Annotated in this window: 17 protein-coding genes; 6 read left to right on the top strand and 11 right to left on the bottom strand. The window is 67.3% G+C overall.

Annotated features, from left to right (window positions below; genetic code table 11):
- Window positions 1–63: 63 nt before the first annotated feature.
- The gene (locus tag ACT86A_RS18710) at window positions 64–2,418 is read left to right on the top strand and encodes a HelD family protein (protein WP_445093441.1); all 2,355 of its coding nucleotides are present in this window, start codon (window positions 64–66) and stop codon (window positions 2,416–2,418) included.
- A 157-nt stretch (window positions 2,419–2,575) separates the two neighbouring features.
- Here the strand turns inward: ACT86A_RS18710 and ACT86A_RS18705 are convergent, their stop codons facing one another.
- The 3 genes from ACT86A_RS18705 to ACT86A_RS18695 all read right to left on the bottom strand — a co-directional run bounded on the left by ACT86A_RS18705 (window position 2,576) and on the right by ACT86A_RS18695 (window position 4,836).
- On the bottom strand, window positions 2,576–3,028 hold the full coding sequence (locus tag ACT86A_RS18705) for a universal stress protein (protein WP_445093440.1): 453 nt from the start codon (window positions 3,026–3,028) through the stop codon (window positions 2,576–2,578).
- Between the two features lie 464 nt (window positions 3,029–3,492).
- Window positions 3,493–3,906, bottom strand: coding sequence for a DoxX family protein (locus ACT86A_RS18700; RefSeq protein WP_445093439.1), 414 nt, complete (start codon window positions 3,904–3,906; stop codon window positions 3,493–3,495).
- Between the two features lie 27 nt (window positions 3,907–3,933).
- Window positions 3,934–4,836, bottom strand: a complete 903-nt coding sequence (locus ACT86A_RS18695) for a DUF6597 domain-containing transcriptional factor (protein ID WP_445093438.1) — start codon at window positions 4,834–4,836, stop codon at window positions 3,934–3,936.
- 52 nt (window positions 4,837–4,888) lie between these two features.
- On the opposite strand from ACT86A_RS18695, the gene ACT86A_RS18690 reads away from it, so the two are divergent.
- Window positions 4,889–5,359: a VOC family protein gene (locus ACT86A_RS18690; protein WP_445093437.1), complete on the top strand. Its 471-nt coding sequence runs from the start codon at window positions 4,889–4,891 to the stop codon at window positions 5,357–5,359.
- A gap of 191 nt (window positions 5,360–5,550) precedes the next feature.
- Here ACT86A_RS18690 and uvrB read toward each other — a convergent pair whose 3' ends face one another.
- Window positions 5,551–7,740, bottom strand: coding sequence for an excinuclease ABC subunit UvrB (uvrB, locus tag ACT86A_RS18685; RefSeq protein WP_445093436.1), 2,190 nt, complete (start codon window positions 7,738–7,740; stop codon window positions 5,551–5,553).
- 306 nt (window positions 7,741–8,046) lie between these two features.
- On the opposite strand from uvrB, the gene ACT86A_RS18680 reads away from it, so the two are divergent.
- The gene (locus tag ACT86A_RS18680; RefSeq protein ID WP_445093435.1) at window positions 8,047–8,697 is read left to right on the top strand and encodes a ribonuclease FAU-1 family protein; all 651 of its coding nucleotides are present in this window, start codon (window positions 8,047–8,049) and stop codon (window positions 8,695–8,697) included.
- 57 nt (window positions 8,698–8,754) lie between these two features.
- Window positions 8,755–9,279 carry a ribonuclease FAU-1 family protein gene (locus ACT86A_RS18675; protein WP_445093434.1) on the top strand — a complete coding sequence of 175 codons (525 nt, stop codon included), beginning with the start codon at window positions 8,755–8,757 and terminating at the stop codon, window positions 9,277–9,279.
- A 141-nt stretch (window positions 9,280–9,420) separates the two neighbouring features.
- On the opposite strand, the gene coaE is transcribed toward ACT86A_RS18675, so the two are convergent.
- Both coaE and rpsA read right to left on the bottom strand, forming a co-directional pair.
- On the bottom strand, window positions 9,421–10,623 hold the full coding sequence (gene coaE / locus ACT86A_RS18670; RefSeq protein ID WP_445093433.1) for a dephospho-CoA kinase: 1,203 nt from the start codon (window positions 10,621–10,623) through the stop codon (window positions 9,421–9,423).
- Window positions 10,624–11,335: 712 nt separating this feature from the next.
- Window positions 11,336–12,802, bottom strand: a complete 1,467-nt coding sequence (gene rpsA / locus ACT86A_RS18665; protein ID WP_445093432.1) for a 30S ribosomal protein S1 — start codon at window positions 12,800–12,802, stop codon at window positions 11,336–11,338.
- A 241-nt stretch (window positions 12,803–13,043) separates the two neighbouring features.
- On the opposite strand from rpsA, the gene ACT86A_RS18660 reads away from it, so the two are divergent.
- The gene (locus tag ACT86A_RS18660; RefSeq protein WP_445093431.1) at window positions 13,044–13,889 is read left to right on the top strand and encodes a class I SAM-dependent methyltransferase; all 846 of its coding nucleotides are present in this window, start codon (window positions 13,044–13,046) and stop codon (window positions 13,887–13,889) included.
- Here the strand turns inward: ACT86A_RS18660 and ACT86A_RS18655 are convergent.
- The 4 genes from ACT86A_RS18655 to ACT86A_RS18640 form a co-directional block, all read right to left on the bottom strand.
- The gene (locus tag ACT86A_RS18655; protein ID WP_445093430.1) at window positions 13,876–14,184 is read right to left on the bottom strand and encodes a hypothetical protein; all 309 of its coding nucleotides are present in this window, start codon (window positions 14,182–14,184) and stop codon (window positions 13,876–13,878) included. The two genes, ACT86A_RS18660 and ACT86A_RS18655, sit on opposite strands and share 14 nt — an antisense overlap.
- 148 nt (window positions 14,185–14,332) lie before the next feature.
- Complete coding sequence (locus ACT86A_RS18650; protein ID WP_445093429.1) at window positions 14,333–14,521, bottom strand: type II toxin-antitoxin system antitoxin; 189 nt, start codon at window positions 14,519–14,521, stop codon at window positions 14,333–14,335.
- A gap of 11 nt (window positions 14,522–14,532) precedes the next feature.
- Window positions 14,533–15,417, bottom strand: coding sequence for an SPFH domain-containing protein (locus tag ACT86A_RS18645; protein ID WP_445093428.1), 885 nt, complete (start codon window positions 15,415–15,417; stop codon window positions 14,533–14,535).
- An 82-nt stretch (window positions 15,418–15,499) separates the two neighbouring features.
- Window positions 15,500–16,855, bottom strand: a complete 1,356-nt coding sequence (locus ACT86A_RS18640; RefSeq protein ID WP_445093427.1) for an FAD-binding oxidoreductase — start codon at window positions 16,853–16,855, stop codon at window positions 15,500–15,502.
- A 71-nt stretch (window positions 16,856–16,926) separates the two neighbouring features.
- Here ACT86A_RS18640 and ACT86A_RS18635 point away from each other — a divergent pair, with 71 nt between their 5' ends.
- Window positions 16,927–17,826 (top strand): LysR family transcriptional regulator, encoded by a 900-nt coding sequence (locus ACT86A_RS18635; protein ID WP_445093426.1) that lies wholly within the window; start codon window positions 16,927–16,929, stop codon window positions 17,824–17,826.
- 383 nt (window positions 17,827–18,209) lie between these two features.
- Here the strand turns inward: ACT86A_RS18635 and ACT86A_RS18630 are convergent, their stop codons facing one another.
- Entirely contained in the window at window positions 18,210–18,962 is a 753-nt protein-coding gene (locus tag ACT86A_RS18630) for an amino acid ABC transporter ATP-binding protein (protein WP_445093512.1), read from the bottom strand.
- Window positions 18,963–18,980 lie beyond the last annotated feature (18 nt).

Here is an 18,980-nt window from a genome sequence, read left to right as displayed (position 1 = left end):
AGCGATCACCGGCCCGACCGGGTTGGGTGCTCGCGGCTCTTCGCGGTGACAAGGAGTTCCGTTTTGCCCGACCTCACTCAGGACCGTGCCGCCCACGACGGCGCACCCGAGCGGACCCGCGAGACCGAACAGGAACAGGCCTACCTGTCGGTGCTGTACGTCCGGCTGGACGAGATGCGCGCCTACGCCCGCAACCGGCTGCGCACCGTGCTGCTGGAGAACGGCGGCACCCCGCAGGCTCGCAGCGAACGGGAGTCCTTCACTCAGCTCTACACCGAAGACCTGGCGAAATACGATGCCGCCGAACACGGCCTGTGCTTCGGCCGCATCGACCTCGACGGCGATCAAGAGGAGTACCGCTACATCGGCAGGCTCGGCATCCTCGACGAGAAGGACGACTACGAGAGCCTGCTGCTGGACTGGCGTGCCCCGCTGGCCCGGCCGTTCTACCTGGCCACCACCGCGGCCCCGGACGGCGTGACCCGGCGCAGGCATATCCGCTCACGCAACCGCACGGTCACCGCGATCAACGACGAATACCTCGACTTGGCGGCCGCACGCCTGGCCGGCGTCACCGACGGCGACGGCGGTGTCGGCAGTGAGAGCGCGCTGCTGGCCGCGCTCAACGCCGCCCGTACCGGCCACATGAACGACATCGTCGAGACGATCCAGCACGAGCAGGACGCGATCATCCGTTCCGAGCACAAGAGCGTGCTCGTCGTGCAGGGCGGACCGGGCACCGGCAAGACCGCCGTGGCGCTGCACCGCGCCGCCTACTTGCTCTACACCTACCGCCAGCAGCTGGCCAAGAGCGGCGTGCTGATCATCGGGCCGAACGCCACCTTCCTGGACTACATCGGTCAGGTGCTTCCCTCACTGGGTGAGACGGGAGTCCTGCTCTCCACCATCGGCGACCTCTACCCGCGCGTGCGGGCGACCCGGGAGGACTCGCTGCGCGCGGGCGAGATCAAGGGTTCGACGGCGATGCTCGACGTGCTCAAACAGGCGGTGCGCGACCGTCAGGAGGTGCCGGGCGAGCCGATCCAGCTCGGTTTCGACGGATATCCGGTCGTGCTGGACCGCAAGATCGTCACCAAGGCCCGTGGCCGCGCTCGATCGTCGCGGCGCCCGCACAATCTGGCCCGGCCGATCTTCGCCGCCTCGGTCATCGACGCGCTGACCGACCAGCTCGCGCGCACGATGGGAGCCGATCTCTCCGGTGGTCCCAGCCTGCTCAGTTCGGCCGACCTCACCGAGATCCGGGACGAGATGCGCGCCGATACACATATTCAGGCCGTCATCGGCGAGCTGTGGCCGATCCTGTCACCGCAGGACGTCCTCGCCGGTCTGTTCGCCGACCCGAAGCGGCTGGATCGGGCCGCGAGCTCGCTGCCCCCGGACGACCGCGCCGAGCTGCTGCGCCCGGACACCGGCGAGTTCAGCGCCGCCGACGCGCCGCTGCTGGACGAGCTGGCCGAGTTGCTCGGCGTGGACGACACCGAGGAACGCGAGCGCGCCCGTCGTCGCTGGCGCGCCCAGCTCGCCGAAGCCCAGGACGCGCTGGACATCCTGACCGGCTCGGCGCCGCAGGATCTCGAAGACGAGCTCGATCCCGAGATCCTCATGGCCTACGACCTGATCGATGCCGGCCAACTGGCCGAACGCCAGGACGTACGCACTCGCCAGACCACGGCCGAACGCGCCGCGGGCGACCGCACCTGGACCTACGGGCACGTGATCGTGGACGAAGCGCAGGAATTGTCGGAGATGGCGTGGCGCATGGTGATGCGGCGCATCCCGAACCGGTGGGTCACCGTGGTCGGCGATGTCGCGCAGACCGGCGACCCCGCAGGCACCTCCTCATGGCAGCGGATGCTGGAACCCTATGTGGCCGCCCGGTGGAAACTGACCGAGCTGACCGTCAACTACCGCACACCCGCCGAAATCATGAACATCGCGGCCGATGTCCTGGCGGCGATCGATCCCACGGCATCCGCGCCGCGGTCGGTGCGCGAGACCGGCGTCGCACCACGGGCCTACTCGGTCGCTCCCGGCGACGTGCACGCGCAGGTCGGCAGGCTCGTCGCCACCGAGACCGGCCCCGGCACCACGGCGGTGATCGCGCCGCACGCGCTGCTGGCGCGGCTGAGCGACCTTGCGGGCGAATCGGTGCGGGTGCTGACCGTGCACGAGGTGAAGGGCCTGGAATTCGATGCGGTCTACCTGGTCGAACCGCAGGGCATTCTCGATGAATCACCGCGCGGGCTGAACGATCTCTACGTCGCGCTCACCCGTGCCACCCAGCGGCTCGATGTGGTGCACAGCACCCCGCTGCCGGATGTGCTCGGCCGACTGAACCAACCGGACCGCGTCGTGCCGCAGGCGACGAAAACATCTGTGTCACAACATGATTCGTGACAGGGCTGCCAGCGGTAGTCGAAGCCTCGGCCGAGGCTGCAGATCATCCCGCCGGGCGCGAGGAGCGTTCGGGCACGGGTTGGCGTGTGTGCGCGAAACCTCGGTGGCGGGCGTCCGCCGGATGGCAAGTCGCAGTGCGCCTCCCAGCCGATCCGGCTCAGCGCACGGTGTGCACGATCAGCACATCCGAGCGCGACTTGCGCGCCACGTCGGAGGGCACCGAACCGAGCAGCCGGCCGGCCAGCGTGTTCAGGCCCCGGTTGCCGACCACGAGCAGGTCGGCCTCGACCTGCTTGACCAGCGCCAGCAGCGACTCCACCGGCTCACCGACCACGGCGCGCTCGATGATGTCGGCCGCGCCCGCCCCGATGGCCTTCTCGCGCGCGACGCGCAGGATCTCGCTGGTCGGCGCGGAACCGCGTACCTGGTAGGCATCCTCCTTGAGGACATCGACCGCGGCAGCGAGATCGCGGTCGTCGTTGGGGTAATACGCGCAGGCCACGATCAGCGTCGCGCCGGTGACACCGGCCACGGCCGCGGCCTTCTCGACGGCCACATAGGACGAGTCCGAGCCATCGGTACCGACGACAATGGTCCGGTAGGCGGTCATTCTCTCCTCCAACTATGCGGTGGATCGGGTGGCGCGCGCGGAGTCGTCCGAGCCAGGCCGGCGCGGTGATTGGGTCGACCATAGCCGCAAATGGCGCGGAAATTTCAGAAATCGCAGGACATCGCACTCGGGGTGTTCACCGATTCGAGTCACGGAATCTCGGAGAATGCCGGATGGGCCCAACAATCGGCACCGACCCGATTTCGATGAGAAAATCCGCTACAGCGGAGTCGAACGTCCTTGCGGCCCTGGCATATTCGGCGCCACCGACCTACGAACGAGATCGGCCCGCCTCGGCGGCGTGAATCACGCAGCGAGACGGGCCCGATCATGCTCGGCTATCGCGCCGCTACGGCCACTGCCGATAGTTGGCCCAGAATATGGCGACGATCCGTCCGATGATGTCCATATCGTCCTTTTCCCACATCAAATAGGACACGCAAATGTCAGCGCGTCTGATCGGGCTAGAGGTCGAAAAGCGGCCCGGTGATGGTCAATCCGAGTTCATCGACGTGCGCGAAGAACGCGAACAGCATCAGGGCGGCACCCGCCAGGGCGAGATCCTTGTTGAACTGGATCATATCCTGCTGCTTGGCTTCCGGGTCGGCCTCCTTCCAGAACCCGTGCATCAGAACGGCGGTCGGCAGCAGCACGATCACCAGGACCAGCGACCCGAGATCAGCCCAGACACCGAGCAAGACGCTCAACCCGCCGAGCGCCAGCAGCACACCCGAGGCGAGCACGGAGTACTTCGGCATGGGCACGCCGCGGCTCTGTGCGTATCCCGCCATCGCCTCGGTCTGGGTGAAGTGACCGAGCGCGGAGCCCAGGAACAACACTGCGAACAGCACCCGCCCGATCAACACAACGACATCCATCTGTGGCTCCTCATTGCCTGTCCAGCATTACGTCCCGGTCGGGATAACCTTCGCGGTGAGCTCGTCGCGGGAGCGTAATGAATTATTGGCGTATTTTAGAGGAGCCGTACCCACTTCCGCGGTGAACTCACGCGAGAAGTGCGCCTGGTCGAAATAGCCCAACTCCGCGGCCAATGCGGCGAGATCTTCGGTCCGGCCCTTGGCCAGCAGGTCAGCGGCGTCCTGCAGCCGATACCGTCGCAGCACCCATTTCGGACTCGCCCCGACGTAGCGGCGGAACATCCGCTGCAGCGTGCGAGCGGGCACGCCGAATCGGTCGGTGATCTGGTCGACCCGCGTCAGCTCCTGGTCGGCGGCCATGGTGTCCACGATGCGCAGCACCATGCGGTAGGTCGGGTCGTCGACCGCGGGTCTGCCCATCAGGTACTCCTCGACGACGGCGCGACGCCGCTCGTCGGTAGCGGCGCCGAGCACCCGCTCGGTCAAGCCGGCCGCGTCGGGCAGCACATCGGCAACGGCCACGACGCGGTCGCGAAATGAGCCGGCCTCGAGTCCGGTGAACGCGCCGAAACCGCCTGCCCGGAACCGGATTCCGAATGTTTGCCCGACTCCGCTGAGTTCGCGAATGAATCTGGTGGTGCACACACCGTTGACGAATCCGCCTGTGCGCGTGCCGGACCGCTCGAAGGTGACATTTACGCTCGGATACGACAGCACCTCGGCGCGATACGGCGGTCGCCCGCGCAGATCCCAGCTCACCGCCCAGTACCACTCGATGTAGTGGCCCACCGCATCACTCGGCGGCAAACGAACCAGCGCGCGGTGCTTGGCCTGCTCGGCCGGATGCAGAATTCCTTTGGTGTCGGTCGGCCGCGAGGGATTGCGCGATTGCTGCGGCTCGACGGCCGACGATTCAGCGTTACTCGGCACGGTGTCGCTTTTCTACAAGACCCGCGGACCACGATCGACAAACGTTGTGGTCATGACGAACACAGTGAATCCCATCGCCGACGGCTACCATTCGATCACCTGTTTTCTCGCTGTCGGTGACGGCAACAAAGCCATTGCTTTCTATACCGCCGTCTTCGGGGCCGAGGTGCTCAGTCGCAACGACCTGCCCGACGGTCAGCCCGCGCACGCGGAGCTGAAGATCGGCGACTCGACCCTGCAACTGGGGATGCCGATCCCGGATAACGGAGTACTCGCCCCGAACGGCGAGTGGGTGCACACCTCGATCGTGCACTATTGCCCCGATGTCGACGCGGTGGTGCGGCGCGCGGTCGAGCACGGCGCCCGCAGCGCCGAGCAACCGCAGACCTTCGTGACCGGCGATCGCTACGGGGTGATCATCGATCCGTTCGGCCACCGCTGGGCGGTGCTGACCAAGGTCGAGGACGTCTCGCGCGAGGAAGCCGAGCGCCGCGTGAACGATTGGATGGCCACCCAGGTTTGACCGCACCGCCGCCCGCCCGGCGGCTCGGCAGCTGGTCCGTGCAGGCGTCGGGTCGAACGCCCGAATCGGCTCCCGGTCCACGCCGGGCGCGACGCTCTTCGGGGCGTGTGTGCCTCGAAGCCACCCGAGTGCACCGTCACCGAGGAGCGCGGCCGCGCGCCGCGCGAAACGTAGCCCCGGCGCGGCCCGACTCAACTCAACCCGGCGGCGTCCATGCCGCGCAATTCCTTCTTCAGGTCCGCGATCTCGTCGCGTAACCGGCCCGCGAGCTCGAACTGCAATTCCCTCGCGGCGTTCATCATCTGATCGGTGAGCTCTTTGACGAGATCGGCGAGTTCGGCGCGCGGCATCGACTTGACGTCGCGGCCCTCGTACACGCCCGCACTCACCGCTCGGCCCGGCTCGCCTTGCGCTCGCCTGCCCCGGCTGGCATTACGACCGGAGCCACCGACCTCCACCTCGGACTCGTCGGCTTCCCGGTACACCTGGTCGAGGATGTCGGCGATCTTCTTGCGCAACGGTGTCGGATCGATGCCCATTTCCTCGTTGTAGGCGACCTGCTTCGCGCGGCGGCGTTCGGTCTCGTCGATCGCGAACCGCATGGAGTCGGTGATCTTGTCCGCGTACATGTGCACTTCGCCGGAGACGTTGCGCGCGGCGCGGCCGATCGTCTGGATCAGCGCCCTGGTGCTGCGCAGGAACCCCTCCTTGTCCGCGTCGAGAATCGCCACCAGCGAGACCTCGGGCAGGTCGAGACCCTCACGCAACAGGTTGATGCCCACCAGCACGTCGTACTCGCCGAGGCGCAACTGTCGCAACAGCTCGACGCGGCGCAGGGTGTCGATCTCCGAATGCAGGTAGCGCACTCGGATCCCGAGCCCGAGCAGATAATCGGTGAGGTCCTCGGCCATCTTCTTCGTGAGCGTGGTGACCAGCACCCGTTCGTCGCGCTCGGTGCGTTCGGAGATCTCGTGGATCAGGTCGTCGATCTGGCCCCTGGTCGGCTTCACCACGACCTTGGGATCGACCAGGCCGGTCGGCCGGATGACCTGCTCGACCACCTCGCCGCCGGTCTGCCCGAGCTCGTATGAGCCGGGCGTCGCCGACAGGTAGACCGTCTGACCGATGCGGTCGGCGAACTCTTCCCAGGTGAGCGGCCGGTTGTCCACCGCCGACGGCAGCCGGAACCCGTATTCGACCAGGTTGCGCTTGCGGGACATGTCTCCCTCGAACATGCCGCCGATCTGGGGGACAGTGTTGTGCGACTCGTCGATGACGAGCAGAAAATCCTCCGGGAAGTAATCCAGCAGCGTGGCGGGAGCCGAACCGGCCGGGCGGCCGTCGATGTGGCGCGAATAGTTCTCGATGCCGGAGCAGAATCCGACCTGCCGGATCATCTCCAGGTCGTACTGGGTACGCATGCGCAGGCGCTGCGCCTCGAGCAATTTGCCCTGACGCTCCAGTTCGGCCAGCCGCTGCTCGAGTTCCGCCTCGATATCGCGCACCGCGCGCTCTATCCGCTCCGGCCCCGCCACGTAGTGGGTGGCGGGGAAGATCCGCAGCGTGTCGACCTGACGGACCACGTCACCGGTGAGCGGATGCAGGTAGTACAACGCCTCGATCTCGTCGCCGAAGAACTCGATCCGGACCGCGAGTTCCTCGTAGGACGGGATGATCTCCACGGTGTCACCCCGCACCCGGAACGAGCCGCGGGTGAACGTCATGTCGTTGCGCGTGTACTGCACGTCGACCAGCAGCCGCAGCAGCGCGTCCCGGTCGATCTCGGAGCCCACCTGCAGCTGCACCGACCGGTCGAGGTACGACTGCGGCGTGCCGAGGCCGTAGATGCACGACACCGACGCGACCACCACCACGTCGCGGCGCGACAGCAGGCTCGAGGTCGCCGAATGGCGCAGCCGCTCGACGTCGTCGTTGATCGAGCTGTCCTTCTCGATGTAGGTGTCGGTCTGGGCGATGTATGCCTCGGGTTGGTAGTAGTCGTAGTAGGAGACGAAATACTCGACGGCGTTGTTCGGCAGCATCTCGCGCAGTTCGTTGGCCAACTGGGCGGCCAGGGTCTTGTTCGGCGCCATCACCAATGTGGGCCGTTGCAACCGCTCGATCAGCCAGGCCGTGGTGGCCGATTTGCCGGTGCCGGTCGCGCCGAGCAGCACGACGTCGCGCTCCCCCGCCCTGATCCGGCGCTCGAGCTCGGCGATCGCGGCGGGCTGATCACCGGCCGGCTGATGCTCGCTGACCACCTCGAACCGGCCGCCGACCCGCTCGAGCTCGCCGACGGGGCGGAACTGCGAGCGCGCGAGCGGCTGCTCGGCGGCCCGGTTCTCGTAGCCCTCGGCCGGAATCTCGGTTGCGAATGCCATGCTCACCAGCCTATGCCCAGCCACCGACAGATTTCGCGGGTGGTGAATCGGCCGATCCGATGATGTGGTCGAGCCGCGTTTGCGGCCACGCGCCGGGGGTATTCAGGACGATATTTCGAGCGACCACATCGGAGTCGGGCGGCGGCCGGCGCAGTGCCCACCAGACTTCCACCGCATTCGGGCAAATGTCTGAAATGTCCGTTGCTGCAACAGGTTTCGTGTTGGAAAACACCCTATCCTGCACCGCGCAATCAGTCCGTACCGGGTGTAACCTGGCTGGGTTGCTCGGATGTTGAAGGATGAACCATGAGCGGTTTGATTCCCTTGCTCGTCGCTGCACCCGCTGTCACCGGCCTCGCCGGATACGTCGCCCGAGATCTCCGCGCGATGGTTCCCGCTATGGCGGCCACCGCCACGACCGCACCACCCGGCCCCGGCGAGACGCCCGCTGCGGCGCCACACCGGCCGAGGATCGAGTACTTCAACCTCGCCGAGCTCACCAACACCGACGCCAAGGGGTTCGTCCGTCCGGTCGAACGGTTCCACGTCGAGCCGTGGGGCCTGTACATGGCGCGGGCGGTCGACGGGCCGGATTCGCACTACCTCGAGTCCTGGCTGCTGCCGGAACTCGCGCTGCGCGCCACGGTCGTGCGCCGCAGCCCGGCGCATCACCGGGACGCGGGTTATCGCCTCGACATCGGCGAGTTCACCCGCATCGGCCCCAAACGCTGGAAGGCGGTCGACCACTACCTGGACATCGTCGTGCGCCGTGGGCGCCCCGCCGAACTCCTCGGTGTCGACGAGTTGCTGGCCGCGCACGCCGCCGGGCTCGTCGACCCGACGCACGCGCATCGGGCATTCGAGCGCGCCACGACGGTGCTGGAGGCACTCGCGGCGCACGACCACAGCGTGGAGGACTGGCTCGCCACCCGCGGCATCACGCTCACCTGGATGTAGCCGGCCGATTACCGCGTCCGACTCGACGCATCCGGGGCGGCGGTAGATTCTGGATGCATGACGCAGGCACCTACCGTCGACGTGCACCGGCCCAAAGTCGAGTACTTCAATATCGCGGACCTGACCAACACGGACCCGAAAGGCTTCGTGCGCCCGGTCGAGCGATACCACGTCGAGCCGTGGGGTCTGTACATGGCCCGCACCTCGGACCACCCGCAATTCCACTACATCGAGTCCTGGCTGCTGCCGAAGCTCTTCCTCCGCGCCACCGTCTTCCACTACCTGCCCGCCCATCGGCGCGACCAGGACTACTACCTCGACGTGGGTGAATTCACCGTGGTCGCACCGAAAAAGTGGAAATCGGTCGACCACTATCTCGACATCGTCGTGCGCTCGTCGCGGGAGACCCAACTGCTCGATGTCGATGAACTGTTCGCCGCGCATGTCGCCGGACTGATCACCCTCGGCGAGGCGGAAGCCGCCGTGCAGCACGCGAGCGCCGCCATCGACGGCATCGCCGCCAACGGCCACACCTTCGAGGGCTGGATGGAGTCGATGGACATCAGCCTGACCTGGCTGTGATGTCCTCCCGCGGGACTACTGCGGCCGACCGACCGCGCCGCGGACAGCTTCGGCCGCAGCGGTAGCGGCAGTCGCGGCGATGATGCGCCCGGCGCGAGTACCGATCAGCAACGCAGTGAACGCTCGCGCCGTTCCTCGGGGCTAGCGGCCCCACCAGGCAAGGGCCCGCGGATAGGCGGCGTCGAACCATGGCTCTTTGACCGCGAGGTAGGCCGCGGCCGCCTCCGCACCCGTCAGTCCCGCAGCCTTGGCCGCACCCTCGCGCTTCACCGCGACGTAGTCCGCGCGGGCGGCCGCATCGGCGCGCAGCCAGTCGCGCAGCAGCAGCGCATACTGCTGACCTGGCGAGCCCGCAGCCCGCACATGCACATCGGCCAACCGGCCGGGATCGGCATTCTGGTGAAATCGCTTGGTCCATAGCGCGGTATCGGCACCCGCCGGGTCCTGCGGCGTCGGCTTCGGATTGTCCTGAGTGCATTCCGGCCGAACCGGGAACCCGGCGGCGCCGAGTGCGTCCCGCAGGCTGTCGGCTGCGGCCAGGTCGGCGACGGTGATCTGGAGATCGATCACATCCTTGGCGACCAGCCCCGGTACCGATGTCGAGCCGATATGGTCGATCCGGGACGCGGTAGCGCCACAAGCCACCCACAGCCGGGCGATCAGCCGCTGGGCCTGCGCGGGCCAATCCGGATTCGGCGGCAGGATCCGCACGTCGGTGCGGCGTGCCGGGGTCCCGGTCCGGAGGTTGCGCTCGAACGGCAATAGCCGCCGGGCCCACAGCGTACGCACTTCGGTCTCGACTTCGCCGGGCGCGCCGCTGTTGTCGAGTAATACGTCGGCAACGGCCCGGCGCTGCTCGTCGGTGGCCTGCGCCGAAATACGCGCCCGCGCATCCGCTTCGACCACGCCGCGGAATTCTACGAGACGGCGAATGCGTGTTTCGACGTCGACATCCACGATGAGCACGAGATTCATCAGCGGCGCCAGCCCATTTTCCACCAGCAGTGGAATATCCTGCACGACAATGCTGTCCGACGGCACATCCGCAATTAATTTCGCCGTGCGTTTTCCGACCAGCGGGTGGGTAATCGAATTCAGTTTCGCGCGGGCGGCGTCGTCGCCGAATGCTTTGGCCGCCAAAGCGGGGCGGTCGAGACTTCCGTCGGCGGCGAGAATATCGGCGCCGAACGCCTCGACCAGCGCCGCGAGGCCCTCGGTGCCCGGCGCGACCACTTCCCTGGCGATCAGATCGGAGTCGATGATCACCGCGCCGAGGTCCCCGAGCGCCCGGGCCACCGTCGACTTGCCCGCTCCCATGCCTCCGGTGAGGCCGATTCGTAACATTCGACCAGTCTTGCACCAGCCTGCGACGTTCGCCTTCGCCGCCCCGATCCCGGCGGCCGCAGGAGCCGGGCCGCGCCGCCGTGTACCGCGCCACTGGAACAGGCCGACCGTCCATCGGCAGCAAATGTGCTCGATCACCCGATGCGGCCGCGCATTCCACCAGCTCTGCGATCCTTTGCCCGATCCGTGACTGGGCCGAGACCGATTCGAAACAATTCCACAGGTTTCCGGTTCGGCGGGCGAATATTCCGACACGCCGAGACAATTACTCGCGCAAAATACTTTGGCGAGCACTTTTGTTCAGCTAATCTTCGCCGTGGCGATCCAGGCCGACACCAGCAAAAGCAAAGGAACAACATTGGGCACCAGAATCAACCAGACGGGTCGCCACCGCCTGGGTGTGGCGGGGCGAGTGCACTGCATTCGAATCCCTGCTGTAGCGGCGGCGCTCGCCGAGCACCGTCGCTCTTGGTTCACCGCGTTCATCAGTCCCGCGCGGCACAGTTTCACCGTCACGCGGAAGCGCTCGACCGCACCAGCGGTCCGTTGGGTACCTGCCGCAGCAACCTGAATCCCGAAGTCGACGTGGCCCAGCCCTCGCCAAGGCTGGGCCACTCTGCTGTGCGCTGTCCACAGTCCGATGCGGCATCGAAAAACGACTGTGTCCCAACCGGAAATCCGGTTGGGACACAGTCGTTCAGGCGGGTATTGATCAGGCGTTGCCGGAGAGCTTCTCCCGCAGAGCCGCCAACTGGGCGTCGCTGGCGAGCGAACCGCCGGCGGGCTCGGCCTGGTTGGCCGCGGACTGCGCACCACTCTCGGAGGAGTAGTTCGACGCACCGCCGCCGTTTGCGGCCTCGGCCTCGGCGTCAGCCGCCATCTTCTCCATCTGCGCGGTGTGCATCTTGTGGCGACGCTCTGCCTCGGCGTAGCGGCCTTCCCACTCTTCGCGCTGCTTCTCGAAGCCGTCGAGCCACTCGTTGGTGTCGGGGTCGAAGCCCTCGGGGAAGATGTAGTTGCCCTGCTCGTCGTAGCTGTCGGCCATGCCGTACTTCGACGGGTCGAACTCGGCGTGGTAGTCCTCGTTGGCCTGCTTGAGGCTCAGCGAGATCCGGCGACGCTCCAGGTCGATGTCGATGACCTTGACCATCGCGTCGTCGCCGACGGTGACGACCTGGTCCGGGACCTCGACGTGGCGCTCGGCCAGCTCGGAGATGTGCACCAGGCCCTCGATGCCCTCCTCGACGCGAACGAACGCGCCGAACGGAACGAGCTTGGTGACCTTACCCGGCACGATCTGGCCGATCGCGTGCGTGCGGGCGAACTGGCGCCACGGGTCTTCCTGAGTTGCCTTGAGCGACAGCGAGACGCGCTCGCGGTCCAGATCGACGTCGAGCACCTCGACGGTGACCTCGTTGCCGACCTCGACGACCTCGGACGGGTGGTCGATGTGCTTCCAGGACAGCTCGGAGACGTGCACCAGGCCGTCTACGCCGCCCAGGTCGACGAACGCGCCGAAGTTGACGATCGAGGAGACCACACCCTTGCGGACCTGGCCCTTCTGCAGCTGGTGCAGGAACTCGCTGCGAACCTCGGACTGGGTCTGCTCCAGCCAGGCGCGGCGGGACAGCACGACGTTGTTGCGGTTCTTGTCCAGCTCGATGATCTTGGCTTCGATCTCCTTGCCGACATACGGCTGCAGATCGCGCACCCGGCGCATCTCGACGAGCGAGGCGGGCAGGAAGCCGCGCAGGCCGATGTCGAGGATCAGGCCGCCCTTGACGACCTCGATGACGGTGCCCTTGACGGCCTCGTCCTTCTCCTTGAGCTCCTCGATGGTGCCCCACGCACGCTCGTACTGCGCCCGCTTCTTCGACAGGATCAGGCGGCCTTCCTTGTCCTCCTTGGTGAGCACAAGAGCCTCGACCTCATCACCCACGGAAACGACCTCATTGGGGTCGACATCGTGCTTGATCGAGAGTTCGCGAGAGGGGATGACGCCTTCGGTCTTGTAACCGATGTCGAGCAGGACCTCGTCACGATCGACCTTGACGATGGTTCCTTCGACGATGTCGCCATCGTTGAAGTACTTGATCGTGGCGTCGATGGCGGCGAGGAAATCCTCGGCGGAGCCGATGTCGTTGACGGCTACCTGCGGCGAGGTGACGGTGGTGGGCATGTGTCGGTTTGCTCCGGACGGATTGTGGTCGGTTGCGGACATTGGAACTTTCGGTACGCTGCGATCTCACTGCGAGGTGTGAAGACGGACACTGAGGAACGTACCGCACGCGACGCGCGTGAAACACAGCACGGGTTGAACTCCGGTACGGCTGTACGGAAGACACTCGCGCGTTCAGCGTACGCGACCGTGGTCCGGCCGGGCAAACCGGTCGAGCCGCCACGCCGATAGTCTGTCCGGCGTGTCGGAAGATCGCCATGCGCAAGCAAATGCACTGCTCGGAACGGCAAGCACCACGCGGACCCGGATCGGATCGGCGGCCAGCCAGCTGGCCAGCCGACGCTGGTGGGACGCCGACGCCGCCCAGTACCACGAGACGCACGCGGAGTTCCTGGGTGTGGACTCGCCCGACGGCGAGTTCATCTGGTGTCCGGAGGGCTTGCACGAGGGGGATATGCACTTCCTCGGTGACGTCGCGGGCAAACAGGTCCTGGAGATCGGCTGCGGCTCGGCGCCGTGCGCCCGCTGGCTGGCCGGACAGGGCGCGCGGCCGGTGGGGCTTGACCTGTCGCGCGGCATGCTGGAACGCGGGCTTGCGGCGATGGCGCGCGGCGGCCCGCAAGTGCCGCTGATCCAGGCGGACGCCGAGGCGCTTCCGTTCGCCGACGGGTCGTTCGACCTGGCCTGTTCGGCATTCGGCGCGGTGCCGTTCGTCGCCGACTCGGCACTGGTCATGCGGGAAGTGGCCCGGGTGCTGCGCGCGGGCGGGCGCTGGGTGTTCTCGGTGAATCACCCGATGCGCTGGATCTTCCCCGACGATCCCGGCGCGGCCGGACTGACGGCCACCATCCCCTACTTCGACCGCACCCCGTATGTCGAGGTGGACGCCGCGGGCGTGCCCACCTACGTCGAGCATCACCGGACCATCGGTGACCGGGTGCGCGAGATCGTCGCGGCGGGGTTGCTGGTGGAGGACATCATCGAGCCGGAATGGCCGGAATGGCTCGACCGCGAATGGGGGCAGTGGAGCCCGCTGCGCGGCGAACTGTTCCCCGGCACCGCCATCTTCGTGGCTAGGAAGCCGTGAGCGAGGAAGGGTGATGCTCGTCGACCAGTTCGAGGATGGACACCTCATGGGAGACCAGCATCGCCTGAACCTGCGCATGGTGGGTGATCTTGTGCAGTTCGTCCCGGAAGGCTTCGGCCGCCGCGGCGGTGTCGAAATCCAGGTCGATGAGCACCCGGTTCGGGTTGTGCGTGAACCGCTCCACCCGGCACGTGCGGGCTCCGGCCTCGGCGCGGAACTGTTCCCAACCATCGAACATGGTCTTCCACGTGTCGTAGTCGCGCACGGTGTCGTCGACGTGCACTGTCGTGGTCATCGGACTCCCCTTTCGGCGCTGGAAAGTTGCTGGTAACCAATCTTCGCGCCGGAGATGTCGCGCACCAGCCGGGGTCGCGAGTATTTCGGTCGGTAGCGCGCGTGCGCACCGTAGTCACGTCGCCGGATCGCCAACCGACACCCCGGCGTCACTCGGTCGCCTCGGCCGGCCCCGATCCGTTTTCGCGCTTCGGTTTGCGCCCGGCCTGTTCCAGCGCCAGGCGCAGCGCGTACTCGATCTGGGCGTTGATACTGCGCAGGTCGTCGGCCGCCCACTTCGCGATGGCGTCGTGGACGGCCGGGTCCAGGCGTAGCAGCAGTTTCTTGCGCTCAGCCATGGGCCGCCGCCTCAGGAGTAGAGCGAACCGGCGTTGACCACGGGCTGTGCCGGACGATCACCACACAGCACGACCAGCAGATTCGACACCATCGCCGCTTTGCGCTCCTCGTCCAGCTCCACCATGCCCTCCGCGGCGAGCCGCTGCAGCGCGAGGCCGACCATGCCGACCGCGCCCTCCACGATTCTGGCGCGCGCGGCGACCACCTGGGCGGCCTGCTGCCGAACCAGCATGGCCTGGGCGATCTCGGGTGCGTAGGCGAGGTGGGTGATCCTGGCCTCCAGCACCTCGATGCCCGCCATCTCGGTGCGTTCACGCAGTTCGACCGTCAGTTCCTCGGCGATCTCGGCGCCGTCGCGCAGGCTGGTGCGGTCGGCGTCGTGCGCGTCATAGGGGTGCGTAGTGGCCAGATGGCGGACCGCCGCCTCGGACTGGGTCTCGACGTACTCCTCGTAGTCGTCGACGGCGAAAGCGGCCTTGAAGCTGTCCACCACCCGGTAGACCACCACGGCGGCGATCTCCACCGGGTTGCCATCGGCGTCGTTGACCTTGAGCTTCTGGGTCTCGAAGTTGCGGACGCGCAGCGAGATGCTCTTGCGGTCGGTCAACGGCAGCACCGAGAAGAACCCTGGGTCGCTCACCGAGCCGACATAGCGGCCGAAGAACTGAACCACTTTGGCCTCGTTCGGATTCACCACCGTCAGACCCGTGACGAGAAACAGCAGGACCACCACGACGACAATCGCGGCCACCGCGCCGCCGATGGCGAGCGGATTGTCGTGCCCGGCTCCCACGACGAAACCGAGCACCGCGGCGCCACCGAACACGACCGTGAGCACGAACCAGCCCAGCAGCACCAGAAAGCCGTTGACCCGGAACGCGGAACGAAACTGCATGACATCCTCCCAATATCAGAGTGATATCACGAAGATAGCATGTCGTCGTCGCGCCGGCCAGAGCGCGACGGCGAGACGGGCCTCAGTGGGCGGGCCGGATATTGCGGTTGAAACGAAACAGGTTGGCCGGGTCGTGCTCCGCCTTGAGCGCGGCCAGCCGTGCGTAGGTCTCGGGCCGATAGCCCGCGCGAGTCTGCGCCTCGTCGGCTTCGCTGCCCGCGCCGTAGAGGAAGTTCAGGCTGTTCCCCAGCGTCCACGGCGCCAGCGCGGCACGGATCCGCGCCTGGGTCGCGGTGCCCTCGGGCCCGGTGATGATTCGCACGATGTACCCGGCTTCGCGATGGTCGACCGCGATCGCGGCTTCGCTCGGACGAGCCAGCGCGCCGCCGAGATGACGGACGTCGACGACCGCGTCAGCGCCGGACTCCGGGCCCGCCGCGACCAGTAGTGCCGCGGCCGCGTCTTCGGTGAACTCGTCGAGCATCGCGTTGGTCGCGACGTAGGCGTGCGGATGGTCGGGGTCGCTGTGGATGGTGTGCGACTCGGTGTAGGACATCGCGCGCACGTCGTCTTTCAACCGGTCGCCGACCGCGCGCAACGGCGCCACCAGGCGCTCGCCCTCCTCGGCTGGGCCGGCGAAGGCGGTCCGGATGGAGGCGACGTACCGCCCGCGCAACGGCGCCGGCACCTGCGGGATGTCCGGGAAGGCGAGCATGGTGACCGTCGAGGTCAGTTCGTCCGGCACGGTGGCGGTCCACCGCCGCCACGCGTCCAGCGCCCGTTCGACCAGCGGTGTGTCGAACACCAATTGCCCGCCGTACACCTCGGTGAGTGGAAGCAGTTCGACGTCCAGGGCCGTGACGACGCCGAAATTGCCTCCGCTACCGAGCACGGGGCCGAACAGCTCGTCGCCCGGCGTGAGTGTCCACACCCGGCCGTCGGCGGTGATCAGCTCGATCGCGCGCACGTGCTCGGCGGCGTACCCGTACCGCCGGGCGAGCAGCCCGACTCCGCCGCCGAGCAGATAGCCCACCACGCCGACCGAGGGCGAGGAACCGTTCAGCGGCGCAAGTCCGTGTTCGGCCGCCGCTTCGACCAGCGCGCCCGCGCGCACTCCCGCGCCGATATGCGCCGTCCGGCTCGCCGGATCGATCCGGATGCCCGTCATCCGGCGCGTGCTGATGAGCACTCCCCCGTCGGCCGCGACCGACAGCCCGTGCCCGGTCGCCTGCACGGCGATCGGAAGATCGTGGCGCGCGGCGTATTCCACTGCGGCGCGCACGTCCTCGGTGTGCACCGCGCCGACGACCAGCGCGGGCCGGTGAGTGTAGGCGGTCTGGAAACCGGCGATCTCCGTGTCATAGTCCGGGTCGCCCGGACGGAAGACGGGGCCGGTGAAGGCGTCGATGGCAAGAGTCTGTGCGGTGTCGTTTCCCATGACTCCGACAGTTCCCTGCCGGGAGTAAGAAGTAAAACAGATAGCTTTTATAGCTTCTAGAATCAATAGCTATGGAAATGCGTCAGCTTCGCTACTTCGTCACGGTCGCGGAGGAGGCCGGCTTCACCCGGGCCGCGGCCCGATTGCATCTGGCCCAGCCCGGGCTCAGCGCACAGATCCGGCAACTGGAACGCGAACTCGGCCAGCCGCTGCTGGACCGCGGCGGACGTACGGTGACGCTGACCGAGGTCGGCGCCGCCGTACTGCGGCACGCGCAGGCGGCGCTGGCCGCGGCCGAGCGGATCACGCAGACGGTGGACGAGTTCACCGGACTGCTCCGCGGACAGGTCCGGGTCGGCCTCATCTCGGGCGCGGCGGTCGAGGAATTCGACGCCGCCGCCGTGCTCGCGGATTTCCACGACGACCATCCACAGATCGGCATCAGCCTCACCGAGGACACCTCCGACCGGATGCTCGCCGCCCTCGGCAGAGGTGAGCTGGATATCGCACTGGTCGGGCTGCCGGGCGCGGAACTGGATCCCGGCATCGGCATCGACGTGGTGCTGGACACGGCGATAGTGGCAGCGGTTCCGGTGGCGGACGCCGGCTACGAGGCCGAGATTCCACTCGCCGCGCTGCAGGATCGTCCGCTGATCTGCCTGCCCCCCGGCACCGGCATTCGCGGCGTGTTCCAGCGTGCGTGCGCCGCTGCGGGTTTCGAGCCCACCATCGCCTACGAGGCGGCCGCACCCCCGCTGCTGCTGCGACTGGCCGCGCGTGGCCTCGGCGTCGCCGTGGTGCCCGCGCTCACCACGCAGGAAGCCGCGGCCTTCGGGGTGCGGGCCGTGCGCATTGTCGAGCCCGAACTGCGCGGACAGCTCGCGTTGGCCTGGCGCACCGACCGTCCCGGCAGCCCGGCAGCCAAGGTGCTTCTCGGCCGGCTACGAATCGCCCTGCGGGCGGGCACGTAAGGCGCGCGTGACTCGATCACGGGTACCGAGCCACCGCCGATCTCGAGCTGATCGTCGGTCTCGGGCTGGTTGCCTGTCTTCATCCGAACCGCCGATCTGGAGCCGGTTGCCGGTCTCGAGCCAACGGGCAGTCCCCGGTCAACCGCCAGTCCGAAGCCCCCGCCGATCTCGGAGCCCACCGCCGGTAGCGAATCCGGCCGATATCGAGCCGACAGCCAGTCTCGGTTGGCCACCACATCGAACCGCACACCCGCGCGGCAGGTCCGGCGCGACGGTCCAAGCGGCGACAGAAAACGGTCTTTACCGCTGGAAAGGATTGGTCGCCCACAGTCGGCCTGGTGCCTATCCGCCCGCCGCCGGGCCGGGGAACGTGGGTTCCAGGTTCACAGCAGCCGCGAAAGGAACGCCTTGGTGCGTTCGTGCCGCGGGTTTGCCAGCAGCTCGCGGGGCGGCCCCGCCTCGACGACCACGCCGCCGTCCATGAACACCAATTGGTCGGCGACTTCCCGCGCGAAACCCATCTCATGGGTGACCACCACCATCGTCATGCCCGATTCCGCGAGTTCCCGCATCACCGTGAGCACCTCGCCGACCAGCTCCGGGTCCAGCGCGGAGGTGGGCTCGTCGAAGAGCATGAGCTTCGGGTCCATCGCCAGCGCGCGGGCGATGGCCACGCGCTGCTGCTGGCCGCCGGACAGCTGCGCCGGGTAGGCGTTCGCCTTCTCGGCCATGCCGACCCGGGTCAGCAGCTCCCGCGCCCTGACCAGCGCTTGCGCCTTGGGTACCTTCTTGACCTGAGTGGGCGCCTCGATGACGTTCTCCAGCGCGGTCCGGTGCGGAAACAGGTTGAAATGCTGGAACACCATGCCGATCTCGCGGCGCTGCTGGGCCGCGTCCCGCGGGTGCAACTCGTAGAGCTTGCCGTTCTTCTCCCGGTACCCCACCAGCTGGCCGTCGACGTACAGCCGCCCGGCGTTCACCTGCTCGAGGTGGTTGATACAGCGCAGGAACGTGGACTTGCCGGAACCGGACGGCCCGATCACGCACAGCACTTCGCCGCGGCGCACCTCGAGCGTGACGCCCTTGAGCACCTGCAGCGCACCGAAGTTCTTGCAGACCCGATCCGCGCGAATCATCGCCGCGGCCGCGGTGTT

Source organism: Nocardia glycosmidis, assembly GCF_052545115.1.
The sequence above is the reverse complement of the archived record's forward strand: the minus strand, read 5'-3'. Positions and strand labels throughout refer to the sequence as shown.